We start from the raw sequence: 19,425 nt of genomic DNA on the forward strand, positions 1-19,425 counted from the left end.
CGGCGTAGCTGGCGAGGCGGCCTAGGCGCCTGCAGGCGGGCACGGCTTGCTACCGGCGGCCCCCGGTTCGTGCCTGCAGAGGGGGCTTGCCTCCACCGCCTACCTCACTGGGGGCATTTACTCCACGCCGGAGGGAGATGGGACAGACGCGGGGATGCCGAAAGGAGGGGGTGGTGGACAGAAAAGCGACTAGGAGGGATTTATGCGGCGTCTCTCGAGGATAAACCCCGGATATACGGGATTCTCCCTATCTCTCAGCCCTGCGAATACCGACGTTTGCGGCTAGAGCGAGGCCAGCTTCGCCAGGTATTCGAGATTTGCGACCACCTCCTTTTCCAGCTCCCCTATCTCGGCGTCGGTCAGATGCGCAAACCTGCCCTGGAATTTAAGGAACTCCCTAAGGGGCTTCCTGCGCTTGGGGTCGGCCACCATGTTCGAGGTCGGCGGGTTCAGCCTTATCTTCCCGTGGTCGTATTCATAAAGCGGGAAGTAGCCGGTCTCCACGGCCAGCCTGGCGGCCTCCACGGTCCGCTCCTCGGGGAAGCGCCAGCCGGGCGGACAAGGCGCCATTATATGTAGAAACGTCGGCCCCTCCTCGGTGTACTCCAGCGCCGTCTTTATCTTGTTGGACATATCGATTATGTTGGAGATCGAGGCCGTGGCGGCGTAGGGCACTCTGTGGGCCATCACGATGCCCATTATGTCCTTCTTCGCCTGTATCTTGCCCCTTATGGCCCTCCCCACAGGCGTCGTGGTGGTCCAGGCGTAGCGCGGCGTCCCGCCGCTCCTCTGTATGCCGGTGTTCATATAGGCCTCGTTGTCGTAGAGTATGTAGAGGACGTGGTGTCCCCTCTCGAGCATGCCGCTGAGGGACTGCAGGCCGATGTCGTAGGTGCCGCCGTCGCCCGCTATCACTATGACGTTGGTCTTGCCCGACCGCCACAGCCCCTTCTTAGACGTGACCCTTATGGCCGAGTCGACGCCCGATGCCGCCGCGGCGGCGTTCTCGAACGCTACGTGGAGGTAGGGCACCATCCAAGCGGTCTCGGGGTACTGCGTCGTCGTGACCTCCATGCAGCCCGTGGCGTTGACCACTACGGTGTTGGGCCCGGCGGTCTTGGTGATCCACCTCATGGCTATGGCGGGCCCGCAGCCGGCGCAGGCGCGGTGGCCTGAGGCGAAGAGCTCCTCGACCGGCAGATCCCAGATCGCCTTGTAGACGACCTTCATAGCCTCAGCCCCATGTATACTACTTTATTCCTTTCGCCGTCCTTCAACATCTCGAATACCTTCACGAAGTCCTCGACGTACATGGACCTCTGCCCTATGCCGTGTATCACCGAGAGGCCCGGCACGTCCATGCCGCCCATATAGAGCGCGGTTGCCACATCGATGAAGGCGGGCCCTCCTCCCGGAGAGCCGAAGGCGATCGCCCTATCGATTACGGCGAACGCCTTGACTCCGGCCAGCTGCTTCAGCAGACGGTCGGCGGGGAAGGGCCTCCATACTCGTAGCCTTATGGCGCCAGCCCTTATGCCCCTCTCCCTGGCCACGTCTACAGCCTCGCGGGCGTTGCCGAAGGCAGCTCCGCCGTACGCTATCACGGCGTAGTCTGCGTCCTCCATCCTGTAGGTCTGGATTATTCCATAACTCCTGCCGAAGGCCTTTCCATACTCGGCGTCCACCTCCTCGATCGTTTTGAGCGAGCTGGCAAGCGCCTCCTGGACCTGGTATTTGATCTCGTAGTACCAGTCGGGCATGGCGAAGGCGCCCATGGTTATCGGCTTCTCGGGCCTCAGGACGTTGGGCCTCTCCCTTCTGGGGAGGAAGCGCTTAACCGCCTCCTCGTCGTTGAGCTCCACCGGCTCGGTCGTGTGGGACATCAGGAAGCCGTCGTAGGACACCATGACGGGCAACAGCGTCGTCTCGGCGACCTTATAGGCCTGTATCACCGTGTCGTAGACCTCCTGCGCCGATGACGCTATATAGGTTATCCACCCCGTATCCCTCGTGTTCATCACGTCGCTGTAGTCGCCGTGTATGCTTATGGGGGCAGAGATGGCGCGGGCCGGCACGGCCATCACTACGGGCAGGCGGAGGCCCGACGCTATGTGGAGGACCTCGTGCATCAGCTCGAGGCCTTGGCTGCTGGTTGCGGTGAAGACCCTGGCCCCCGCCGCGGCGGCGCCCACCACGGCCGACATGGCCGAGTGCTCCGACTCCACGTGTATCAAATCGGCGTTGAGCTCGCCGTCGTCGACGAACTCGGCTATCTTCTCCACGATGGTCGTCTGCGGCGTGATGGGGTAGACCGCCACCACATCCACATCGGCGGCCTTGACGGCGTAGGCTACCGCGTAGTTGCTGGTGAGCGCCAGCGCGGCCTTGGCCTTCTGAATGGCGGCAGCGGCGGTCATGCCTCCGGCACCATCTCGATTGCCTTGGTGGGGCATTCGTGGGCGCATATGCCGCATCCCTTGCAATAGTTATAGTCTATTTCGTATTTATATTGATATTTACGTCCTTTTACTACGAATTCTCCCTTGGTTTCCTTTATAGTACCCTCGGGGCAGTACATCCAGCATATTCTGCAGCGGATGCATCTATCGTCGTGGATTATGGGCTTTAGACTGCGCCAGCCGCCTGTGAGGTTTCTGCGCGACGAGCCCGGCTCGGTTATTATGCCTCCTATGGGTATCTCGTGCACCTTGGGGAGGCTCATAGCTCCTTGGTCTGATCAAACGCTACCTTGACCAACTGCGCGTTTAGTTCGTATATCTTCCCCGAGAAGTACTTGTTCAGGGCGGCGAGGGCCGTCTCGAGGCCGACCACGCCGGTTGCCTTGACCACGGCGCCTATCATGGCCGTGTTCACTATGGCCTTTCCCAGCAACTTCAAGGCGAGGGACGTGGCGTCGACGTAGTAGGTCTTGACAGGCGCCTTATAGGCCCCGTTCACGACCAAGATGCCGTTCCCCTTGATACCCTCCAGGGGGTTCTCCGAGACGAACAGCGACTGGTCGCCGACTACCACCACGTCGGGCTCCACGACCGGCTCGCGTTTGTAGATGGGCCTATCGTCGATGCGTAGATACGCCTTGACGGGAGCTCCGCGCCTCTCGGGGCCGAACTCGGGGAAAGCTTGAGCGTATTTGCCCTCCATAATCGCGGCGGTCGCCAGGACCTGCGAGGCGGTGACCATTCCCTGGCCGCCGCGTCCGTGGAACCTTATCTCTATCACGACATGACGATATCACCGTAATAAATATTTAACTATCCTTTACGAATACGGATTTAAACGTCTAAACTATTGCCAATTGACGGAACAGCGCCTAAAAGCCCACCTCCAACGCGTGGCCGGGCTCCAGCTGGACCTCCTGGGCCAGTCGGGCCTCGTAGTAGCCGTCCGCCTCGGCCACCTCGAACGACAGAGGCTTGCCGTCCAATTTGATGGAGACGGGCCTATTGGGCAGCCTCAACGAGGCGATCTTCAAGGCGCCGTGCGCCAGCTCCAGCCTCGCGCCGTCGCTGGACCAGTCCAGAACTCCCCAACTGCCGCCAACTGCGAGGACCCATTTAAGCGGAACCACCGCAGGCCTCAACGTCAGCCTCCTGGCGAATCCGTCGTACTTAAGCCCCCACGCCCCCATCACGACCATCCACGCTGAGAGCGGACGCATGTAGTGGGCTCCCCACTCCACGTGGTTCCAGTAATGACCTCCCCGCCCGTAGCGCTCGTGCAAGGCCTTAAGCACGGCAATTCCCTCCTCGACGAGTCCCTCGTAGAGCATGTGGCCCGCCACGGCGAACTCCACGCCGCTCCACGGGGTATCCATATGCCACGTCGGCAGGTAGGGACCCCGCGTGAAGTTCTCGTAGAGCGTCGGACCGACGAAGGAGGGCCTACGGCCGCTCGGGTAGATCCCGTTTATGAGCCCCTCGTCGGGGGCCAGGTTACGCCTGGCCACAGCCCTCAGCGCCGAGGCCACCCTCTGCCTATCCACCAAATAGCCCAAGTCGGCCACGTGGGCCAACAGCTGTCCGAACACCTGCGCGGCCATGGACGCCCTATCCCTCTCGCCAGTGACCGGGTCCCACCAGAGGTCGAAATATTCGCCGTTCCACAGCTTCTCCAGACCCTCGCCAGCCCTCCGCAGCAAGTCCACGTACTTGCCGGGGTCTCTGCCCACCGTCCTCGCGCCCTCCGCCATGGCCTTGAGGGCGGCGGCCCAGAGGAATAGGACGTACGACGAGACGCCGTAGAAGGCCCAGGTGTCGAAGGTCTGGAACCCCATGAGGACAGCCCTCTGGCTCAACAGCTGAAGCGCCGCTGACATGACTTGCGAGGAGGACTCCTTGAAGAGCGCCTGCACCGCTCTCATCCACTCGATCCCGGCGGGGGTTGTATGGTAAGGCAGCCCCTCCACGCTCTGCGCCTTCACGGTGCTCTCCACCGCGCCGTTCAAGACGTCCCACAGATTCCTCAAAAGCTCGACGTTGCCGGTCCACTTAGCGGTTGCGTACGCCATCAAGATGTAGTCGGGCATGAGGTCTAACATGTGGTAGCCGTCGACGCCCTTGATGGATTTATCGAAGAAATGGGCTATGCGGCCTGCCGGATCCTTCCCGGTCCTCTCCACGATCCTCGAGACGGTCTCGACCAGCCTCTGCCGGTCGAGCGCCAGATAGGGTTCCCTCTCAAGCGTTTTCTCGAACTCGCGCCTATTCTCGGGGATAGACAAGGCGTAGATGACCCAGTCGGGGGTCCCCCGCCTCAAGGCGAAGGCCGAGTGTTGGACGAGGTACTTGGCGGCCAGCTCGGGGAAGAGCGAGATCAACGCCGGCATTGCGTACGCCATCACGTCCATCGTATTGAAGGCGTTGTGCTCGGGACCTCCGTAGTATTTATCGCCTAGGCCCTCCCATAGGGCGAATCTGCCGTCCTTGGTGAGCCAGCTTATCTTGACCAAGGTGCTCAGCTGGGAGGCCACCAAGTCGGCCACCCACCCGTCGATTCCCTTGGCCTCGTACAGGGCGTCGTGGAACTCCTTGGTCTTCCCGTAAAGGCGCTCTAAGTTGTCGAGCACGTACTGAGCCGCCGAGTCCGCATCTGCGAAGAAGTTCTCGTAGTAGTGGCCGAGCCTCTCGCCGAATTGGTCCACGTGGTTGGGGAAGAACCAGGCCAACACGAAGACGACGTCTCTCTCCTCCGAGGGCGCCAGCTTGAGAGGCGTCGTGAGGACGGCCCAGAGGCCGTCACCCGAACGCGCAGGAGGCCCCTTGACCTTGCCCTCCCTCCTGAAGTCTATCCAGGCTTGCAACATCTCGAGGGCGTTGTCGTATCGCTGGAATCCGTAGTCCTCGTATCCCGGCGCCCTCAATACGGCTGCATATACCTCCCCGGCCTTGGCGGCCAGGGCCATGGAGCCGTCGCGAAGCGGGCTGTCGCCGGGCTCGCCGCCGTCCCGTAAGACCACCGCGTTCCCCCTAGCCCTGGCCACCGCCCTGCCGAAGGGAGACCTCAACATAGCCCATAGCGACACGTCCAACGGCTTGGCGCCGCGGTTCCTGACCTTGACGGCGACGATCAAGACGGGCAGGGCCGAGTCCTTAAGGTCGCCTGGGATAAACGGCGAGAGGAACACGGCCTCGACCTCCACCGGCAGATCGTCGACGTATTTGAGCAAGGCCAGCGGCGGCTCTCCGCGGTATTCTATCTCCTTGACCGGCTTAAGCCAGGGGGCCCTATAGGGATCGCCGCCCAGCATGTAGCCGGCGGACTGAAGTTGCCTCACGAACACTTTCTCTCCGTCGTCGACCCTCACGGCGAGGAGGAAGCTCCTCTCGTTCAGGGGGTAGCGATTTCTGTGGGCATCCACCGTGGTCCACGGACCGTTGTTGAAGATGAGCCAGTCGTGGAGGAGCCCATCCGCCCTTATTTCCACAGACCCAGCGCCTATTCCGCCCAAGGCGACGCCAGATGCAACGCTGTTCGAGTATACATACCTCATAAACTTGTGTTTTCAAGTGACTTTAAAGTATTTATCTCATTAAATTGATGGTGGACTGCTATAATATGGTTATACCTAGGATCTTGTCCAGTGCTTCCTTATAGCGACGCCACCACTCCAAATAGGTCTCGTAGGCATCGAACTTCCAATCCTTCGCCCCCAGCTCCCTGGCCATTGTCGACACCACGTCCATAGCCCTTCTGCTCTCCCAAGGCCTGGGATCTGCGCCTGCCCTGATCGAATATTCGGCGAATCTCCTATAGAGGCCTTTGTCCATATTGACGCCGACCAGCTTGAAGAGGTCCTCCAATACGGGCTCCGCCCAGCCTCTGTGGAATCTGCACATGCCTGCGTCCTCCACCAACGACTCCATCACGGCGCGGTCGTACGCGGTCTTGGCGAACTCCTCGGGAGGCATGAAGGTGGGGTTGTAGTTGGTCCAGTACTTGCCCTGTACATACATGGGAGCCACCATGCCGGGCGCCCAGTAGAAGTTGGGGGTCATGTAGCCCTCGTCCCCATACGCGACGTAGACGGCCAGGTCTCTGAACCTGACGCCGACCTTGGCCACTCTGTCTGCGTATTTCGCCTCTAGGGCCTTCGCCGCCTTCCTAATGCCCAGCCTCGCGACCTCCTCGACTACCTCGCTGCCGCCCTCGACGAACGTCCTCAGGAGCTCGCCGGCCAGTCTGGCGTTCTTCTTGGAGTCGATCTCCGGCTTGAATCTGTACGGGTTGAAAACAGGCGCGTCCTCTATCCCCACCTCCTCGGACCTCAAGAGCCCGTGTTCGACGGCGTCGAAGAGCCAGGCGGTTACGTGTCCCATCTCTATGGCGTCTAGGCCGTAGGCGTCGATCTCGTCGACTAGCTTAACCGAATCCTCAAAGGTGTAGACCCCTATGAAGGGGCCCATGGCGTGGAACGGCTCGTAGTCGACCTTCTTCCCCTGCCAGACCTTCTTGCACGTGACGGGGCAAGGCTCGCCGCAGTTGTACCAGCTCCGGGCCTTCTCGAAGACCAGCTCGTTGAACGGCTTCCAGAACAGCCTGAGGACCGCGTCGGCGTGTCTAATCCTCTCGTCTCTATCCATATATATCGATTTATATCCGAACAGCGGGACGAGGTCTCTGTAGTGGACGTAGTTGACGCCGAAGGTGCCGCCGGTGCCGAGGCCCGGGTCGTAGCGGTACTTCACGGTCTTCTCCTGCAACGCCTCTAGGTAGCCCTTCTTGAGCTTCACCTTGACCACCTCGTCTATCCTGTGTATGTCGGCGACGGCTTGATGCCGCGCCTTAGCCTTGCCGCCGGCTATCAGGGCCGCCAGGTTGTGGCCTTGCGCGGCCGCCGTGCCAGGCCCTCCCCTTGCGGCGAAATCCTCGGCGCCTTTGGAGAGCTCGCCCTTAGGGGTTAGGTCCATCGAGGCAAGGGCGCCGTTGTAGGTCCGCCACGCGGCGGGCCCCACGACGACGGCCCGGGCGCTGTTGCTCTGGAAGAAATCCCTATAGGACTCGTAGAGGTATTTAGTGAAGGCGTAGACGCCGCGTAGCCCCTGGTACTCGTAGACCAACTTCACCGGCTCTACCCTGACGCCCTCCTGGGAGGCCAGCAACGCCACCGGCTCGGGCGCCCTGCCGGTGATCACGTAGGCGTCTATGCCGGCCCCCATCATCTTGTAGGCGGCTCCACCCAGCGCGCTCGAATGGAGCCCTCCGGTCATGGGGCTCCTGAACACAGCCACCATCCTGTGGACGCCCATGAGGCGGCCTCCGACGAATCTGCCCATGCCTATCACCAGCGGCGATTCGGGCGACAGCGGGTCGCGCCGCCAGCTCTCCGCCTCCTCGTGCACCTTGAGGCCGAGGCTGACGGGGCCCTGCGCGTCGACCTCCCTGACCTCCACGGAGGCCCTGCTCAGGTCGACAAAGGCGACTCGCACGAGTGTACGGTCATTATTCCTCTTATCCTTTTTGGTCAACTCAATAATAATGATAAAACTTATTATGGCGAGTTATTGGGGTTCCTATGGAGGTCAAGAACGTCATGAGCGACCGCGTCGTCTACTGCACCACGCGCGACACGATAAGGTGCGCAGTATCCAAGATGTACGCGTACAACATAGGCTCTGTCCTCGTGGTCGACGACGTGGGCAACCCCGTGGGGATATTCACCGAGAGGGATCTCGTCAAGGCTGTCGCCGAGGGGATAAGCCTCGACACCCCCTTGGAGAAGCTGGCGCCTAAGGAGTTGATAAAGGCTTATCCCAACGAGTCGGTGTTCATGGCGGCGCAGAAGATGATAGAGCACAACATACGGCACATCCCCGTGGTGGAGGGCAATAGGGTGGTCGGCATATTGAGCATAAGGGACGCTCTGAGGAGCTTGATGGCGCTGGAGGGGGCCTACCCCTAGCCTCCCGCCTGTTCGTATTTAAGGCGGCGGTTTTTTACGGCCGTGAAGGAGCTCCTGGCGCGTAAGGCGGTCGAGTTCGTGAGGGACGGGCTGGTCGTCGGCCTTGGGTCGGGCTCCACGGCCAAGGCCTTCATAGAGGAGCTCGCCAGAGCGGTCGCCGAGAGGGGCATGAGGGTCACCCTCGTCGCCACCAGCGTCGACAGCGAGCTGAAGGCGCTGGAGGCGGGGCTCGGCCCCTATCTGGCGCAGCCCTGGGCCGTCGACCGCATAGATCTGGCTGTGGACGGAGCCGACGAGATATCGAGGGATAGGATGTTCCTGAAGGGGGGAGGCGGCGCGATGGTCCGCGAGAAGGTGGTGGACTACAGGGCGGCTACGTTGGTAATAATCGCCGAGGCGCACAAGCTCGTCGATAAGCTGCCCGGCAACCGCCCTATCCCGATAGAGGTCCTTCCGGCGGCCTGGAGGCTCGTCGCCAGAGACGTTGAGAGGAGATGGGGCGGGAGGACCGAGCTGAGGACCTGCGGATCCGGCGGCAAGCTGGGGCCCTTGATCACCGACAACGGCAACTTCATCCTCGACTGGAGCCCCCCCGGTCCCGCGTACCCAGAGCTCGAGGACGAGCTGAAGGCCATCCCGGGCGTGGTGGACACGGGCATCTTCGCCAAGAGGAGGGACGCCGTGATACTGCTCGCCGACGAGAAGGGCGTCTTCACGCTCTGACCTCCGCCCTCGAGGAGCGTGACCACCCCTCGCCGGCCTTGCGGCACATGGTTGAGAGCCGGGGCGAGGCCCCAGTCCGCGTATAGCCGCGGCTCCGCGCCTGACCGCAGGTCCGGGCGAGCCGGCGTCCGCCCACGCGCGGGGCTTCGTCAGAGGAAGACCACCTCGGCTCTGGCCATCAGGATGTTGTCCTCGTCCTCGAACACCTTGACTACGGCCTCGTCGCCGGGCTTCAGCGGCTTCTCCGAGATGACGGTCACGGCGCGATCGATCAGGGGGTCGTCCGCGAGCCTGTTGGACACGGCTAGATATTCGTTCCTGAAGACGCCGCGCCCCACTATCCTCACCTTGATCCTCTGCCCAGCCTTGATCGGCTTCGGCAGCTCCGCCCTCCTCTCTACGCCGAACGGGTTCTCCCCGCGCCAGTCCAGCTTCATGCCCAGCTGGGCCTCCCAGGCCCTTATTCTGCTCCAGAAGGCGCCCCAGTCGACCGCCTTGACGCCTCTGGGGTTTCTGCCCCTTCTATGGGGTATATATTTCTGTATGAGCACGGGGGGCCACCTCTTGCCCAGGCCGGCGGCTTTCGCCCACCTCGCTATTTTCGGCATCTGGTCGTCGTTCACGCCGGGTAGCCACACAGGCGAGACCACGACGTCTATGGAGGTGTTGCGGACCGCGTATTCGGCCAGCGCCATGGCCCTCCGGGGGTCGTAGTAGCCGGCGTTGGCGAGCCTCGCCGCCAGCGGGGGATCCACAGCGTCTAGGCTGAGGTTTATTCTGTCCAAGCCGGCTTCGGCCAGCTCCTCCACACTCCTCTCGGTCAGGGTGAACATGCGGCTCTGCATCGACGCCACCGACACCCCCCTGATCGACTTCACGTCTTGGACTAAGTCGACCAGGTCGCTGTAGACGGCGGGCTCGCCCATGCCGTCTATATGGACCTCGACGCCGTCGCCCTTATACCTCACGACCGCCTTGAGCGCGTCCACCAAGGCGTCCTTCTTGACCGTGAAGTCGGCCCATCTACGGCCCTCCAGAGGGCCCGCCGCCACGGAACAAAACACGCAGTTGAGCGGGCAGAGGCTCGTGGGCCTCACCTCGACCACGTTGGTGCCCTGATCCACGATGCCGTAATACCGAGTCCCCACCTGCGGAACCCCGTCGAGGAAGTAGATCTCCCTACGTCGCTCCACGGCTCCGCGCGGCTACTGGCGACTTGTCTCCTCGAGCCACCTCGCGATGGCGTCTGCGAGTTCAGCGTAGCGGCCTCTACCGCCGATCCTCTCGACCTCGGTGCTGATGCCTGCAAGCCTCAGGAAGCGCGCCGCAAGCTCCGCGCGGCCGCGGTCGGTTGACACGAATTGAGGCACGATCGCGTTCCGCAGATATACATCGTACTTCACCTTGATGTCGCCCTCCGAGATGATCAGATCGGCGGCGACGTGGCTGCCTCGGGTCTGCCTCAGACCCTCCCAGCTGATGTTGAGAGCCGCCCTGGCCTCCAGCTCCACGGCTTCAGCCAGCCTGTGGTTGATAAGCCTATCGTCTCCCTTCAGCAGAGGAGGTCCGTAAAGGAAGCAGAGACGGGCAAGTCCGACTGCGTTGTAGCTGGTAAGGCGCGGCCGCGAGAAGGAAAGGCGCCTAATGCCCGCGGCGCCTCACTGCGTCGGCTCCGCCGGTCCTCGGCGCCGTTAGTCCCGGCTATTTCACTATGCTCACCGGTATGTAGACATATATAGCGGTCGAGTTGTCGTCGATCGAGAGAGAGGCGCGTATATGCGGCGCCACCGTCTCGTTGAGGTAGTAGCCGAGGCACCTCATCCTCTGTCTCTCCGTCAACGTCAGAGAGCCGCCTAGGGTTCCGACGTAGTTGCCGCCTTGCTTGTATAAGACGCCCTCTAGATACCCCTCCAGCGAGAACCCCGGCGGCACGTAGGCGGCGAGCTCCTGCTCCACGTCGTCTAGGGTCCCCCCTACGGTAGCCGTGGAGATGGACCGGGCGGCGCTCAGCATCGATATGGGCCTGACCCAATCTATCCTCCCCTCGAGGGTGCGGTTGAGGTAGGTGACGGCGTATTCGAAGACCTCGCCGGCCAGATGCGCCCCGCCCTTGAGGCTCCGCAGAGGCGGGCGGCGGCTCAGCTCCTTCAGGGTGGAGTTGAACGTAGCTACAGCCGAGAGGTATATGGCGGGGTTCCACTCGCGTACGGCCATAGCCGCGTCGAACTCCACCAGACAGACCGTGGCGTTGGGGAGCTGGCTTTTGAGCTCCCCCCAAGCGTCCAGCGCGACCTTAGCGGGGAGGTAGGCCTGTAGGGTCTTCCCGTAGAGGTAGTAGAGGTAGTAGAGCGTCACGAAGGCTGTCAGCAGTATCGCAAAGATGGCCGTGGCCGCCACCGAGTACACGCCATACAAGCGCGTTTATAGCCGGCTTAGCTGTCTCAAGGCGATCGGAAGTACGCCCAGCCTCTGAACCTCAACTCCTTCCCCCTGTAGTATACTTTCCCCTCGCCCTCGACGACTCTGGCGAAAGCCACATAGCCGTCGGGCACACAGCGGGGATCCACAGCGAATATGGGGAGGAACTCCTCGCCTGCGTTCAGCACCACCTCCTCGGGATCCACGCCGAGGCTCAACGCCTCGGAGACGACCTCCTCGGGGGCTGGCAGCCTCTCCAGAACTATGTCCACCCCCCTGGCCATGGTCCACAGGACGTCCGCTATGCCGTCGGAAGAGTCCATGGACGCGGAGACGCAGTCAGGCGGCGGGGGCTTGGGCCAATCCAACGTGGGCCTCTTCAGCCACGAGATGCCCTTAGCGACAGCCGGGGATCTCCCGGCCTCCTTAAACGCTAGGAAGGCCAGGCCGGTATAGCCGAAGAGAGGAGGCGCGATCAGCACGTGCCCTGGCCTCGGCCTCCTGCCTATCCTCGCGGGAGCCGCGCCTATGGCCACTACGTCCACCACGGCCTCCCGTCCCTGGTTGAGATCGCCTCCGAGGTACCTCACGCCGAAGTGGGCCGCCGCCTCTCTGATCCCGTCGAAGACCTCCCTCGCCCTCTGGGCGTCCGGAGCCGTTATGGAGCTGAGCACGGCCTTAGGGACCGCGAATTTGACCAACAGATCGCTCAGGGCGGCTGCGACGGCCCGCCAGCCGAGATCAGCGTAGGTGTGGAAGGGCATCTTGGCCCAACTCTCGGCGAATCCGTCTACCTTGACGGCGAACCCGTCGACGTAAGATACGTCGTTATCCTCCTCGCCCAGCTCCCTGAGGAAAAAGCCTAGGAGGATCTTCTCGTCCACTCACTCGACGGACCTATAGATTAAATCGGTTACGCCGTCTATATCGCCGCTCTTCAAGGGGGCCCAGAGAGGCGACTTGTCGCGGCAGACTATATAGCGGATCTTCGACCGGCTGTCGTCTCTCGTTATCAGCCCCCTTGCGGTGAGCCCCTCCAGGACGTGTTTGACTAGAGTCAACGCTATAGGCGCCGTCGTGTCGATTCCGGCGAACTCGAGAACTCTGCGCGGAGTGAAGGAGACGCAGTTGCCGCGGGCCTCCGAGACTATCTTGTGGAGCCCCAGCGCGACGGTCCTCGTCACCTCCTTGAAGTCGGTGATGTTAAACGGCCTCATGGGGGTAGGCCCCCCGCCGAAAAATAAGACTCACAAATCGGATGAAATCCGTTTAGGCCCACTCTGCCTGTTATACGGACTCCGGCCTATTGCGGTGAACATATGGCTTAAATACGCCGATTCGAAGATGTACAGGTCTATTACAGGAATGAGAGTTGAATATTATAAATAGAGCATTGCTAGAATATAGGCTAAGCCAAGAGAGGCCTCGACAATTAAGTTGACCGCCTCATTGGTTAAATAGCCAGACGTCCTGTAGTTAGGGCATCTGGGCTCGTCGTACATATCGGCGCCGCAGAAGAACTTCCTCTGGGCCACCGCCCCCACCACGCTGTCGAGGACATCGCCGGCGAAGCCGAGACCCCAGACCACGTAGGGATTTACGTCGAGGAGCGGATAGGACAGGAACGCGACCGCGGCGGCTCCCGCCAGAGAGGCCAAGGTCCCCGCCGGGGTGACCCCGCCGGAGGTGCCCGGCTCTACCTGTATCCAGGGCTTGGTTATCAGCCGCGGCCGCCCGCCGTAGGCCACGCCGACCTCGCTGGCCCACGTGTCGGCTGTGGCTATCGCTATCGCGACCACCGTGGCGGTCAACGCGGGGCGGACTCCGGCCATGTAGAGCAGGGCGAAGAGAGCCATGGGCGTCCCCACCCCGACCACCTGCGTTATTGATCTGCCGGCGACATCCTTCAGACCGCGTTGGGCCTTCCAAGACCCCCTCAGCCTGGTCAAGAGGCTGGCCGACACGAAGAAGAAGAGGAACACCGCGAACACGGCGAGGCCGGCCGCGTCGAGAGCCCAAGCTATCAGCAAGCCCGCCACAGCTCCCCTCATGTTTGTAAAGCGCGCTCTATACGCCGCGAAGGCGAACGCGGGAACCACAGCGGCGATGGCCAGCTGGGCGAAGTCCATGGCCCCCTCAGGCCAATGGGTATATATCCATTTAAAGAGGGCATATGGCGACGCCATGGACGTGCTGGATAGGCTGTCCGAGAGGTACGGCCCCCGCATCGAGGAGGCGCTGGCGAGGTATCTGTCGCGGGACGCGGCGGACGACTTCAGAGACGCCGTGCTCTACCAGATATCCACAGGCGGCAAGCGGCTGAGGCCCATCTTGACGCTGGCAGTCGCCGAGGCCGTATCGGGCAACTACGAGAGGGCGTTGCCGGCGGCGGCCATAGTCGAGTTGATACACAACTACAGCCTGATATACGACGACATAATCGATAGGGGCGAGGTCAGGAGGAACAAGCCCACGACCAGAGCCGCCTTCGGGGACTACGCGGCTATCCTAGTCGGCATTTGGTACCGCGAGGCGATAGAGGAGGCGGTCCTCGATACGCCGAAGCCGCTCGACTTCGCGAGGGAGGTCGCCAAGGTGATAAGGGCGATAGACGAAGGCGAAAGGCTCGACATACTCTTCGAGCTCGCGGGCCGGAGCGATCCGTATTTCGTCAAGGCCAGGCGGCCCTCCGTTACCCTCGACGACTATATCAAGATGGTGGGCTTGAAGACAGGCGCGCTCATAGCCGCATCGTCCAAATGGGGCGCCATGAGCGTCGCCGACGACCGATCGCTGATAGACGCGGCGTGGGATTTCGGGATGAACGCCGGGATAGCGTTCCAGATAGTCGACGACGTCCTCGACATATTCGGCGATCCGAGGAAGTTCGGCAAGGAGATAGGGAAGGACATAAAGGAGCACAAGAGGGGCAATGTGGTGATACTGCTGGGCCTCGAGGAGCTGGACGAGAAGGCGCGCGGAGAGCTCATGTCGATTCTGTCGAAGCCCGCGGTGAGCGACGACGATGCGAGACGCGGCGTCCGCATATTGGAGGGCACGAACGCCAGAGAGAGGGCTCTGGCTCTCGCCGATAGGTACAGAGAGAGGGCCCTTGCGAGCCTCTCCAAGATGCCGCATAGCAGGGACCTGGAGGAGCTGGCGGCGTTCATAGTCCAGCGGCAGTTCTAATGGCCGATCTGCTGGTGGTTAAATTCGGCGGCTCGGCGATAACGGACAAGAAGAGGCCCTACACGTACAGATGGGGCCGGCTCAGGCCGGCCGCGCAGGCGCTTAGAGGAGTGCGCGCGGCGCTCATCCACGGCGCCGGCTCGTTCGCCCATCCGCACGTGAGGGCCTTCGGCTTGACGCCGGTCGGAATAGCCAAGACCAAGGCCGCCCTCAGGAGACAGACGGCGATGGTGCTTGAGGATCTGGCGGCCGCCGGCATCTACGCCATGCCGATAGAGCCCAGCGACGTGTTCTGGGGCCGTAGGCTCGCTCGGAGGGAGCCCATCGAGGCGGCGCTGTCGGCCGGCCTCTACCCGCTCCTGCACGGCGACGTAGTTCCGTCGGACGGCGGCCACGTCGTCATCAGCGGGGACGATATAGCGGTGGAGCTCGCCTCGATATATAGGCCCCGGGCCGTCGTCTTCCTGATGGACGTCGACGGCATTTATACGGCTGAGCCGGGGACGCCTGGCGCCGTCAAGCTGAGGGATATATCCGGCGGCGTGGCGGGGGGAGCCGCCGGCATAGATGTGACGGGCGGCATAGCGAAGAAGGTCGAGGCCGGGCTGGCGGTGGCGTCCCTCGGGATACCCGCCTATTATTGCTCCATAGACGACGTCGCGGCCGTCAGAGCCATCGCCTCCGGCGGAGAGCCGGAGACCTGCAGCGCCGCCAGGCCTAGCAGGCGACCGTAGGGGCGTTCGCCGTAAGGTACAGCGCCACCACGACGTATATCAGCAACAAGACCACAACGGCGGCCCATAGGAATGCGCTGTCCCTATCGCGGGCGTAGAACACCGCGACGGCGGTCAAGACGCCGAGGACCGTATACCACAGCAAGCCGCCGCATAGAGAGGGGGCCAGCACTATGGACCAAAAGCCCTGGAGGAACAAGGCGACTAGGACCGCCGCAACCGCCGTTATGGTCAGGGCGAGTTTGTCGGTTCTACGGGGCATGTAACCCGCGACGGAAGGCCCATTTAAATATTAGTAGCTGGTTTTAAATAGGCGCCCCATCGATGGCATGTCCATCTTGGTGCAGACCGTGACGAGATGCCCGGTATGTGGGGCCGAGGCCTTCAGCTACACGGAGTTTCTCTACGAGACGCCTTATTTCGGCAACGTGGTGGTGTCCACCGGCTTCTGCAGGTCGTGTGGGTATAGGTTCTTCGACGTGGACTACGCGGAGTCCGGCAACCCGACGAGGGTGATCTTCAAGGCGGAGAACGGCGAAGATGTGTCCAAATCGCTGGTGGTTAGGTCGAAGACGGGGAGCATCAAGTCGCCGGATCTGGGCTTCAGCCTCGAGCCGGGCCCCCAGGCGGAGCCGTTTGTGACCACGGTCGAGGGGCTTCTCTATAGGGCGCTTGATTACGCCGAGAGCTTAAAGGCGCTGGAGCCCGAGAGCGCGCGCAGAGTCGATGAGTTCATCGAGGAGGTCCAGAGGGCCATAGATTCGGGCGGCTTCACGCTGATAGTGGAGGATCCGTTGGGCAAAAGCGTAATTATTCCGAGGAGGCCCGAGACGGTGAGGATAGAGCCCCTCGGCAGTACCTAGCCAGATACCCCCTCAACAGCTCGGGATAGGGCGGGGGATACCCCGAGAGCTTCTTAAGGAAGGACTCGATCAGATCACCGACCTCGTACCCCCTCTCGGCGTAGCGGCACGCCCTCACCAAGGTGGCCAGCTTATCGGCGAAGGAGACCAAGACGCCGAGCTTGCCGTCTGCTTTCCTGTAGCTCCGGAAGAGCTCGTAGAGATGGGGATATATGCGCTTCATCGCCTCCAGCTCGAGGGACTCCCAGTCCGCGGCCGACCTGACGCCGTTGCCCGGATGGCCCAGCTCGAACTCGGCGAGGTCGTGTATGGCCGCCGCGGCCACCGCCTGCGCCACGTCCACCTCATCGCCTCTCGACCTAAGCTCGGCGGCTATCTCGCCGGCCAGGAGCGCGGCCAGGAAGGCGTGTTGGCACACCGTCTCGGCCGCCTCTATCCCCCTCTGCAGCCAGCCGATGCGTTTAATGTTGCAGAGAGCGTCCACGACGTTTATGAGGTCCATCAGAGCCGTCCGGGGAATCCGGTCGGGTCGCTCCTCTGAGTTATCTCTCCGGCTAGAGGAGTCCTCAAGACGGCCGGCACCTCCTCCCTTCTGAAGTTGGCGAGGGCCCACGACATCTTGACGTAGGCCACCTCGGGCAGCATGTCGTCGAGCGGCACGACGCCTAGCGACAGGAGCTCCCTGCCGCGTCTATATACGTAGAGGTCGACGCGTCCGTATATGGTCTGGCTGGCCATCGCGACCACCACGCCTGAGTCGACCGCCTTCTTTATCGATGGCAGGAGGGCGTCCCTCACGTGGCCGAACCCTGTGCCTTCGATCACCAAGCCCCGGATTCCCAGCTCCACCAACGCGTCCATTATGCGGGGGTCCATGCCTGGGTAGAACTTCACCAAGGCCGCCTTGTCGCTGAACTTGGCGGAATAGGAGAGCCCGCCTCTGGCCTTGTAGGAACCCGCCGTCACCTTGAGGGATCTGGACTCCACGTCAACCTCGGCGAGAGGCTCCGTCCCGACGCTCTGGAAGGTGTCCCGCCTGGAGGTATGCATCTTCCTCACCCTGGTGCCTCTATGCACATATATCCTTCCGTCGCCCAACGCTCCGTGCATGGCCAACGTCGACTCAGCGAAGGGGGCCGAGGCGGCGGCTATCACGGCGCCGAGTATGTTCTGGAAGGCGTCGCTGGAAGGCCTGTCGCTGGACCTCTGGGACCCCACGAACACCACGGGCCCCGGCAGCTCCTTGAACGCAAACGCCATGGCCGCCGAGCTGTAGTGCATGGTGTCGGTGCCGTGCATAACCACCACGCCCACGGCGCCCCTCCTGAAATGTTCCGCGATCTTTTCCGCCATGGCCGCCCAGTCCGAGGGGGTCATATCCTCGCTGAACTTGGACATGAGCGTCTCGACCCTTATGGAGGCCACCTCGGATATCTCCGGCACCATCTCGAACAGCAGGGCCGGATCGGTGGATGGATACACAGCCCCCGTCGTGTACTCGACCCTCGACAGTATGGTGCCGCCCGTGGCGACTATGGACACCCACGGCCTGCCCGTATCCACATCTCTGGACTCCCCGGGCCTCGCGCCGGCGCTTGGAACCTCGCCCAGATCCTCCATCCTCCTCACCTTGCCCCTGGCGAAACCCACGTTGTACCCATTCCTCAGCTTGACCACGTAGACGTCAGGGCTCGAGTAGGCGGTGGAGGGCAGGAGGATGCCCTCGACGACATCCCCGCTGTCGAGATGGAGCTTGACCCTCCTATAGCTCTCCACGCGCGTCCTGGGGGCCGTCTATATAAAGCTTGACTGAGGGAACAGGCCGCCTGCTCTCTAGGGCTGGAAGGAGATCGGATTCGGCGGAAGGCCCCGGGCGGGGCCGCGCGTCAGCCTGCGGAGCCCAGGGCCACGCTGACAACCGTCCCGCCCGACACCTTGGCCTCTATCGGCAGATAGGTCAACAGTTGCGAAAGCGCTTGTTGGGCGCTCGTCGCGGTTATCGTCGCGTTGCCCATGGCAAGCGCCTCGCCTATCCACTGGAAGACTGCTGTGGCTTGGCTCTGCTGATCGCCCGGCATGAGCAGAAATACCCTGTTCTGGTACCTTGCGGCCACTGAGTAGTTGCCTCCGAACAGCTCGTTGTAGAAATAGCTAGCCGCCGTGAATGAATAGGGGCCGTAGAACGGATCTATCATGAGCACGTAGACGGGCTCGGTCGAGTTGAGCAACGACCGAGGCAGGGCGACGCCCGACACCGTCACCACAACCACCGAGTCGTTATATTGAGGGGGCTGTAGCCCGCTCGGCGCATATCCCCTCGGCGTGAGCACCCACATCTGCGTGTTCTCCAGAAGGGCGGCCAGAGTGGGGTTCTGCGGCGCGCCTGGGCCAAAGGGAAGCCTAAAGCCGGGCATGGTGGCCAGTATCCACCCGACCTCGGCGAAGATTATAGCCAACAGGGCGATTACGAAGACCTTCCGGTTTCTGCGCCTTCCCCTCTTGCTCTCCTTTTTCTTAGCCACGCGGCCCTAAACACCGCGTGGTTTTAATATTTACTGCGAGGAGGCCGTGCAGAACCTCTCTGCGAGGTGGATCTGGACGTCCGCGGCCGTAGCCGCCGCGGCGGCGCCGTAATGGCCGCTATGGGCTTGAAGCCGTCTCGAAGCGCCTCGAGCCCCACCGGCCATTGGCCCCCGCACGCCCTAGATGGGACCTGCCTGGATACGCCCATAGGGACGTTTAGACACGTGGACCGCCCGCCGCGATCGGCCCTCGTGCTTCGGGAGGCTTGTCGAGGAAGGCCCCGTCGTGTTGTCCAGGCGACTTGGCGAAGATTGCGGAGAACGTCCTCGATGACGTTGTTCGATCCCGGCGTCGATATCGGCGTGGAGTTCGGCGGCCCACTGGACGAGCTGTCGCAGTCCTGCGACATGGCTCCGAGCGCCTCGTGCCGGCGCGAAAGGTTTTTATGGTTGTGGGGTTTGGCCGTATATGTGGCTGTTCATCACGGGCCAGGACTGGCTCATAATACTGATCGCCGTGGTCATCCTCCTCATATGGGGCCCCTCAAAGCTCCCCG

At 62.3% G+C, this 19,425-nt stretch carries 22 protein-coding genes; 6 read left to right on the top strand and 16 right to left on the bottom strand.

Annotation, left to right across the window (positions count from 1 at the left end; all coding sequences use genetic code 11):
• Nucleotides 1-282: 282 nt before the first annotated feature.
• From B7L68_RS03775 to B7L68_RS03800, 6 genes are all read right to left on the bottom strand, one after another.
• Nucleotides 283-1,230, bottom strand: a complete 948-nt coding sequence (locus B7L68_RS03775) for a thiamine pyrophosphate-dependent enzyme (protein ID WP_081246358.1) — start codon at nucleotides 1,228-1,230, stop codon at nucleotides 283-285.
• A complete protein-coding gene (locus tag B7L68_RS03780; protein WP_081246359.1) occupies nucleotides 1,227-2,417 on the bottom strand; it encodes a ferredoxin oxidoreductase in 1,191 nt (396 codons plus the stop codon). The genes B7L68_RS03775 and B7L68_RS03780 overlap by 4 nt, the downstream gene beginning before the upstream one ends.
• A complete protein-coding gene (locus B7L68_RS03785; RefSeq protein ID WP_081246360.1) occupies nucleotides 2,414-2,722 on the bottom strand; it encodes a 4Fe-4S binding protein in 309 nt (102 codons plus the stop codon). The genes B7L68_RS03780 and B7L68_RS03785 overlap by 4 nt, the downstream gene beginning before the upstream one ends.
• On the bottom strand, nucleotides 2,719-3,240 hold the full coding sequence (locus B7L68_RS03790) for a 2-oxoacid:acceptor oxidoreductase family protein (protein ID WP_081246361.1): 522 nt from the start codon (nucleotides 3,238-3,240) through the stop codon (nucleotides 2,719-2,721). Before B7L68_RS03790 ends, B7L68_RS03785 begins: the two co-directional genes overlap by 4 nt.
• A 91-nt stretch (nucleotides 3,241-3,331) precedes the next feature.
• On the bottom strand, nucleotides 3,332-6,010 hold the full coding sequence (locus B7L68_RS03795; RefSeq protein WP_081246362.1) for a GH116 family glycosyl-hydrolase: 2,679 nt from the start codon (nucleotides 6,008-6,010) through the stop codon (nucleotides 3,332-3,334).
• Nucleotides 6,011-6,068: 58 nt separating this feature from the next.
• Complete coding sequence (locus tag B7L68_RS03800; RefSeq protein WP_081246363.1) at nucleotides 6,069-7,946, bottom strand: aldehyde ferredoxin oxidoreductase N-terminal domain-containing protein; 1,878 nt, start codon at nucleotides 7,944-7,946, stop codon at nucleotides 6,069-6,071.
• Nucleotides 7,947-8,032: 86 nt separating this feature from the next.
• Here B7L68_RS03800 and B7L68_RS03805 point away from each other — a divergent pair, with 86 nt between their 5' ends.
• Nucleotides 8,033-8,419, top strand: a complete 387-nt coding sequence (locus tag B7L68_RS03805; RefSeq protein WP_081246364.1) for a CBS domain-containing protein — start codon at nucleotides 8,033-8,035, stop codon at nucleotides 8,417-8,419.
• Between the two features lie 42 nt (nucleotides 8,420-8,461).
• Nucleotides 8,462-9,142 carry a ribose 5-phosphate isomerase A gene (rpiA, locus tag B7L68_RS03810; protein ID WP_081246365.1) on the top strand — a complete coding sequence of 227 codons (681 nt, stop codon included), beginning with the start codon at nucleotides 8,462-8,464 and terminating at the stop codon, nucleotides 9,140-9,142.
• A 149-nt stretch (nucleotides 9,143-9,291) separates the two neighbouring features.
• Here rpiA and B7L68_RS03815 read toward each other — a convergent pair whose 3' ends face one another.
• The 6 genes from B7L68_RS03815 to B7L68_RS03840 all read right to left on the bottom strand — a co-directional run bounded on the left by B7L68_RS03815 (nucleotide 9,292) and on the right by B7L68_RS03840 (nucleotide 13,689).
• Nucleotides 9,292-10,335: a radical SAM protein gene (locus tag B7L68_RS03815; RefSeq protein WP_081246366.1), complete on the bottom strand. Its 1,044-nt coding sequence runs from the start codon at nucleotides 10,333-10,335 to the stop codon at nucleotides 9,292-9,294.
• A 12-nt stretch (nucleotides 10,336-10,347) separates the two neighbouring features.
• Entirely contained in the window at nucleotides 10,348-10,653 is a 306-nt protein-coding gene (locus B7L68_RS03820; protein ID WP_081246367.1) for a hypothetical protein, read from the bottom strand.
• Between the two features lie 190 nt (nucleotides 10,654-10,843).
• Nucleotides 10,844-11,548 carry a hypothetical protein gene (locus tag B7L68_RS03825; RefSeq protein ID WP_081246368.1) on the bottom strand — a complete coding sequence of 235 codons (705 nt, stop codon included), beginning with the start codon at nucleotides 11,546-11,548 and terminating at the stop codon, nucleotides 10,844-10,846.
• A gap of 35 nt (nucleotides 11,549-11,583) precedes the next feature.
• The gene (locus B7L68_RS03830; protein WP_081246369.1) at nucleotides 11,584-12,444 is read right to left on the bottom strand and encodes an AIR synthase related protein; all 861 of its coding nucleotides are present in this window, start codon (nucleotides 12,442-12,444) and stop codon (nucleotides 11,584-11,586) included.
• Nucleotides 12,445-12,777: a DNA-binding protein gene (locus B7L68_RS03835; protein WP_081246370.1), complete on the bottom strand. Its 333-nt coding sequence runs from the start codon at nucleotides 12,775-12,777 to the stop codon at nucleotides 12,445-12,447.
• 162 nt (nucleotides 12,778-12,939) lie between these two features.
• Nucleotides 12,940-13,689, bottom strand: a complete 750-nt coding sequence (locus B7L68_RS03840; protein WP_193432466.1) for a DUF92 domain-containing protein — start codon at nucleotides 13,687-13,689, stop codon at nucleotides 12,940-12,942.
• 55 nt (nucleotides 13,690-13,744) lie between these two features.
• Here B7L68_RS03840 and B7L68_RS03845 point away from each other — a divergent pair, with 55 nt between their 5' ends.
• Nucleotides 13,745-14,749, top strand: a complete 1,005-nt coding sequence (locus tag B7L68_RS03845) for a polyprenyl synthetase family protein (protein WP_081246372.1) — start codon at nucleotides 13,745-13,747, stop codon at nucleotides 14,747-14,749.
• Nucleotides 14,750-14,757: 8 nt separating this feature from the next.
• Nucleotides 14,758-15,483 carry an isopentenyl phosphate kinase gene (locus tag B7L68_RS03850; RefSeq protein WP_081246379.1) on the top strand — a complete coding sequence of 242 codons (726 nt, stop codon included), beginning with the start codon at nucleotides 14,758-14,760 and terminating at the stop codon, nucleotides 15,481-15,483.
• Here the strand turns inward: B7L68_RS03850 and B7L68_RS03855 are convergent.
• On the bottom strand, nucleotides 15,467-15,745 hold the full coding sequence (locus B7L68_RS03855) for a hypothetical protein (RefSeq protein WP_081246373.1): 279 nt from the start codon (nucleotides 15,743-15,745) through the stop codon (nucleotides 15,467-15,469). The two genes, B7L68_RS03850 and B7L68_RS03855, sit on opposite strands and share 17 nt — an antisense overlap.
• Before the next feature lie 67 nt (nucleotides 15,746-15,812).
• Between B7L68_RS03855 and B7L68_RS03860 the strand changes: the two genes are divergently transcribed.
• On the top strand, nucleotides 15,813-16,346 hold the full coding sequence (locus B7L68_RS03860) for a ZPR1 zinc finger domain-containing protein (protein WP_081246374.1): 534 nt from the start codon (nucleotides 15,813-15,815) through the stop codon (nucleotides 16,344-16,346).
• Here B7L68_RS03860 and B7L68_RS03865 read toward each other — a convergent pair.
• The 3 genes from B7L68_RS03865 to B7L68_RS03875 all read right to left on the bottom strand — a co-directional run bounded on the left by B7L68_RS03865 (nucleotide 16,294) and on the right by B7L68_RS03875 (nucleotide 18,868).
• On the bottom strand, nucleotides 16,294-16,848 hold the full coding sequence (locus tag B7L68_RS03865) for an HD domain-containing protein (RefSeq protein WP_193432467.1): 555 nt from the start codon (nucleotides 16,846-16,848) through the stop codon (nucleotides 16,294-16,296). The two genes, B7L68_RS03860 and B7L68_RS03865, sit on opposite strands and share 53 nt — an antisense overlap.
• Complete coding sequence (gene gatD, locus B7L68_RS03870; RefSeq protein ID WP_081246375.1) at nucleotides 16,848-18,122, bottom strand: Glu-tRNA(Gln) amidotransferase subunit GatD; 1,275 nt, start codon at nucleotides 18,120-18,122, stop codon at nucleotides 16,848-16,850. The genes B7L68_RS03865 and gatD overlap by 1 nt, the downstream gene beginning before the upstream one ends.
• Before the next feature lie 110 nt (nucleotides 18,123-18,232).
• Nucleotides 18,233-18,868, bottom strand: coding sequence for a hypothetical protein (locus tag B7L68_RS03875; protein ID WP_081246376.1), 636 nt, complete (start codon nucleotides 18,866-18,868; stop codon nucleotides 18,233-18,235).
• A gap of 469 nt (nucleotides 18,869-19,337) precedes the next feature.
• Here B7L68_RS03875 and B7L68_RS03880 point away from each other — a divergent pair.
• The coding region (locus tag B7L68_RS03880) for a twin-arginine translocase TatA/TatE family subunit (protein WP_143615288.1) at nucleotides 19,338-19,425 on the top strand (88 nt) is incomplete at its 3' end.

Origin of the sequence: Thermoproteus sp. CP80, assembly GCF_002077075.2 — an archaeon.
Classification (GTDB): domain Archaea; phylum Thermoproteota; class Thermoprotei; order Thermoproteales; family Thermoproteaceae; genus Thermoproteus.

Bases quoted from the DNA above. Each gene is read 5' to 3' on its own strand.
- B7L68_RS03775 (WP_081246358.1), bottom strand. From the start codon at position 1,230: ATGAAGGTCGTCTACAAGGCGATCTGGGATCTGCCGGTCGAGGAGCTC.
- B7L68_RS03780 (WP_081246359.1), bottom strand. From the start codon at position 2,417: ATGACCGCCGCTGCCGCCATTCAGAAGGCCAAGGCCGCGCTGGCGCTC.
- B7L68_RS03785 (WP_081246360.1), bottom strand. From the start codon at position 2,722: ATGAGCCTCCCCAAGGTGCACGAGATACCCATAGGAGGCATAATAACC.
- B7L68_RS03795 (WP_081246362.1), bottom strand. From the start codon at position 6,010: ATGAGGTATGTATACTCGAACAGCGTTGCATCTGGCGTCGCCTTGGGC.
- B7L68_RS03805 (WP_081246364.1), top strand. From the start codon at position 8,033: ATGGAGGTCAAGAACGTCATGAGCGACCGCGTCGTCTACTGCACCACG.
- B7L68_RS03835 (WP_081246370.1), bottom strand. From the start codon at position 12,777: ATGAGGCCGTTTAACATCACCGACTTCAAGGAGGTGACGAGGACCGTC.
- B7L68_RS03840 (WP_193432466.1), bottom strand. From the start codon at position 13,689: ATGGACTTCGCCCAGCTGGCCATCGCCGCTGTGGTTCCCGCGTTCGCC.
- B7L68_RS03845 (WP_081246372.1), top strand. From the start codon at position 13,745: ATGGACGTGCTGGATAGGCTGTCCGAGAGGTACGGCCCCCGCATCGAG.
- B7L68_RS03855 (WP_081246373.1), bottom strand. From the start codon at position 15,745: ATGCCCCGTAGAACCGACAAACTCGCCCTGACCATAACGGCGGTTGCG.
- B7L68_RS03860 (WP_081246374.1), top strand. From the start codon at position 15,813: ATGTCCATCTTGGTGCAGACCGTGACGAGATGCCCGGTATGTGGGGCC.
- B7L68_RS03865 (WP_193432467.1), bottom strand. From the start codon at position 16,848: ATGGACCTCATAAACGTCGTGGACGCTCTCTGCAACATTAAACGCATC.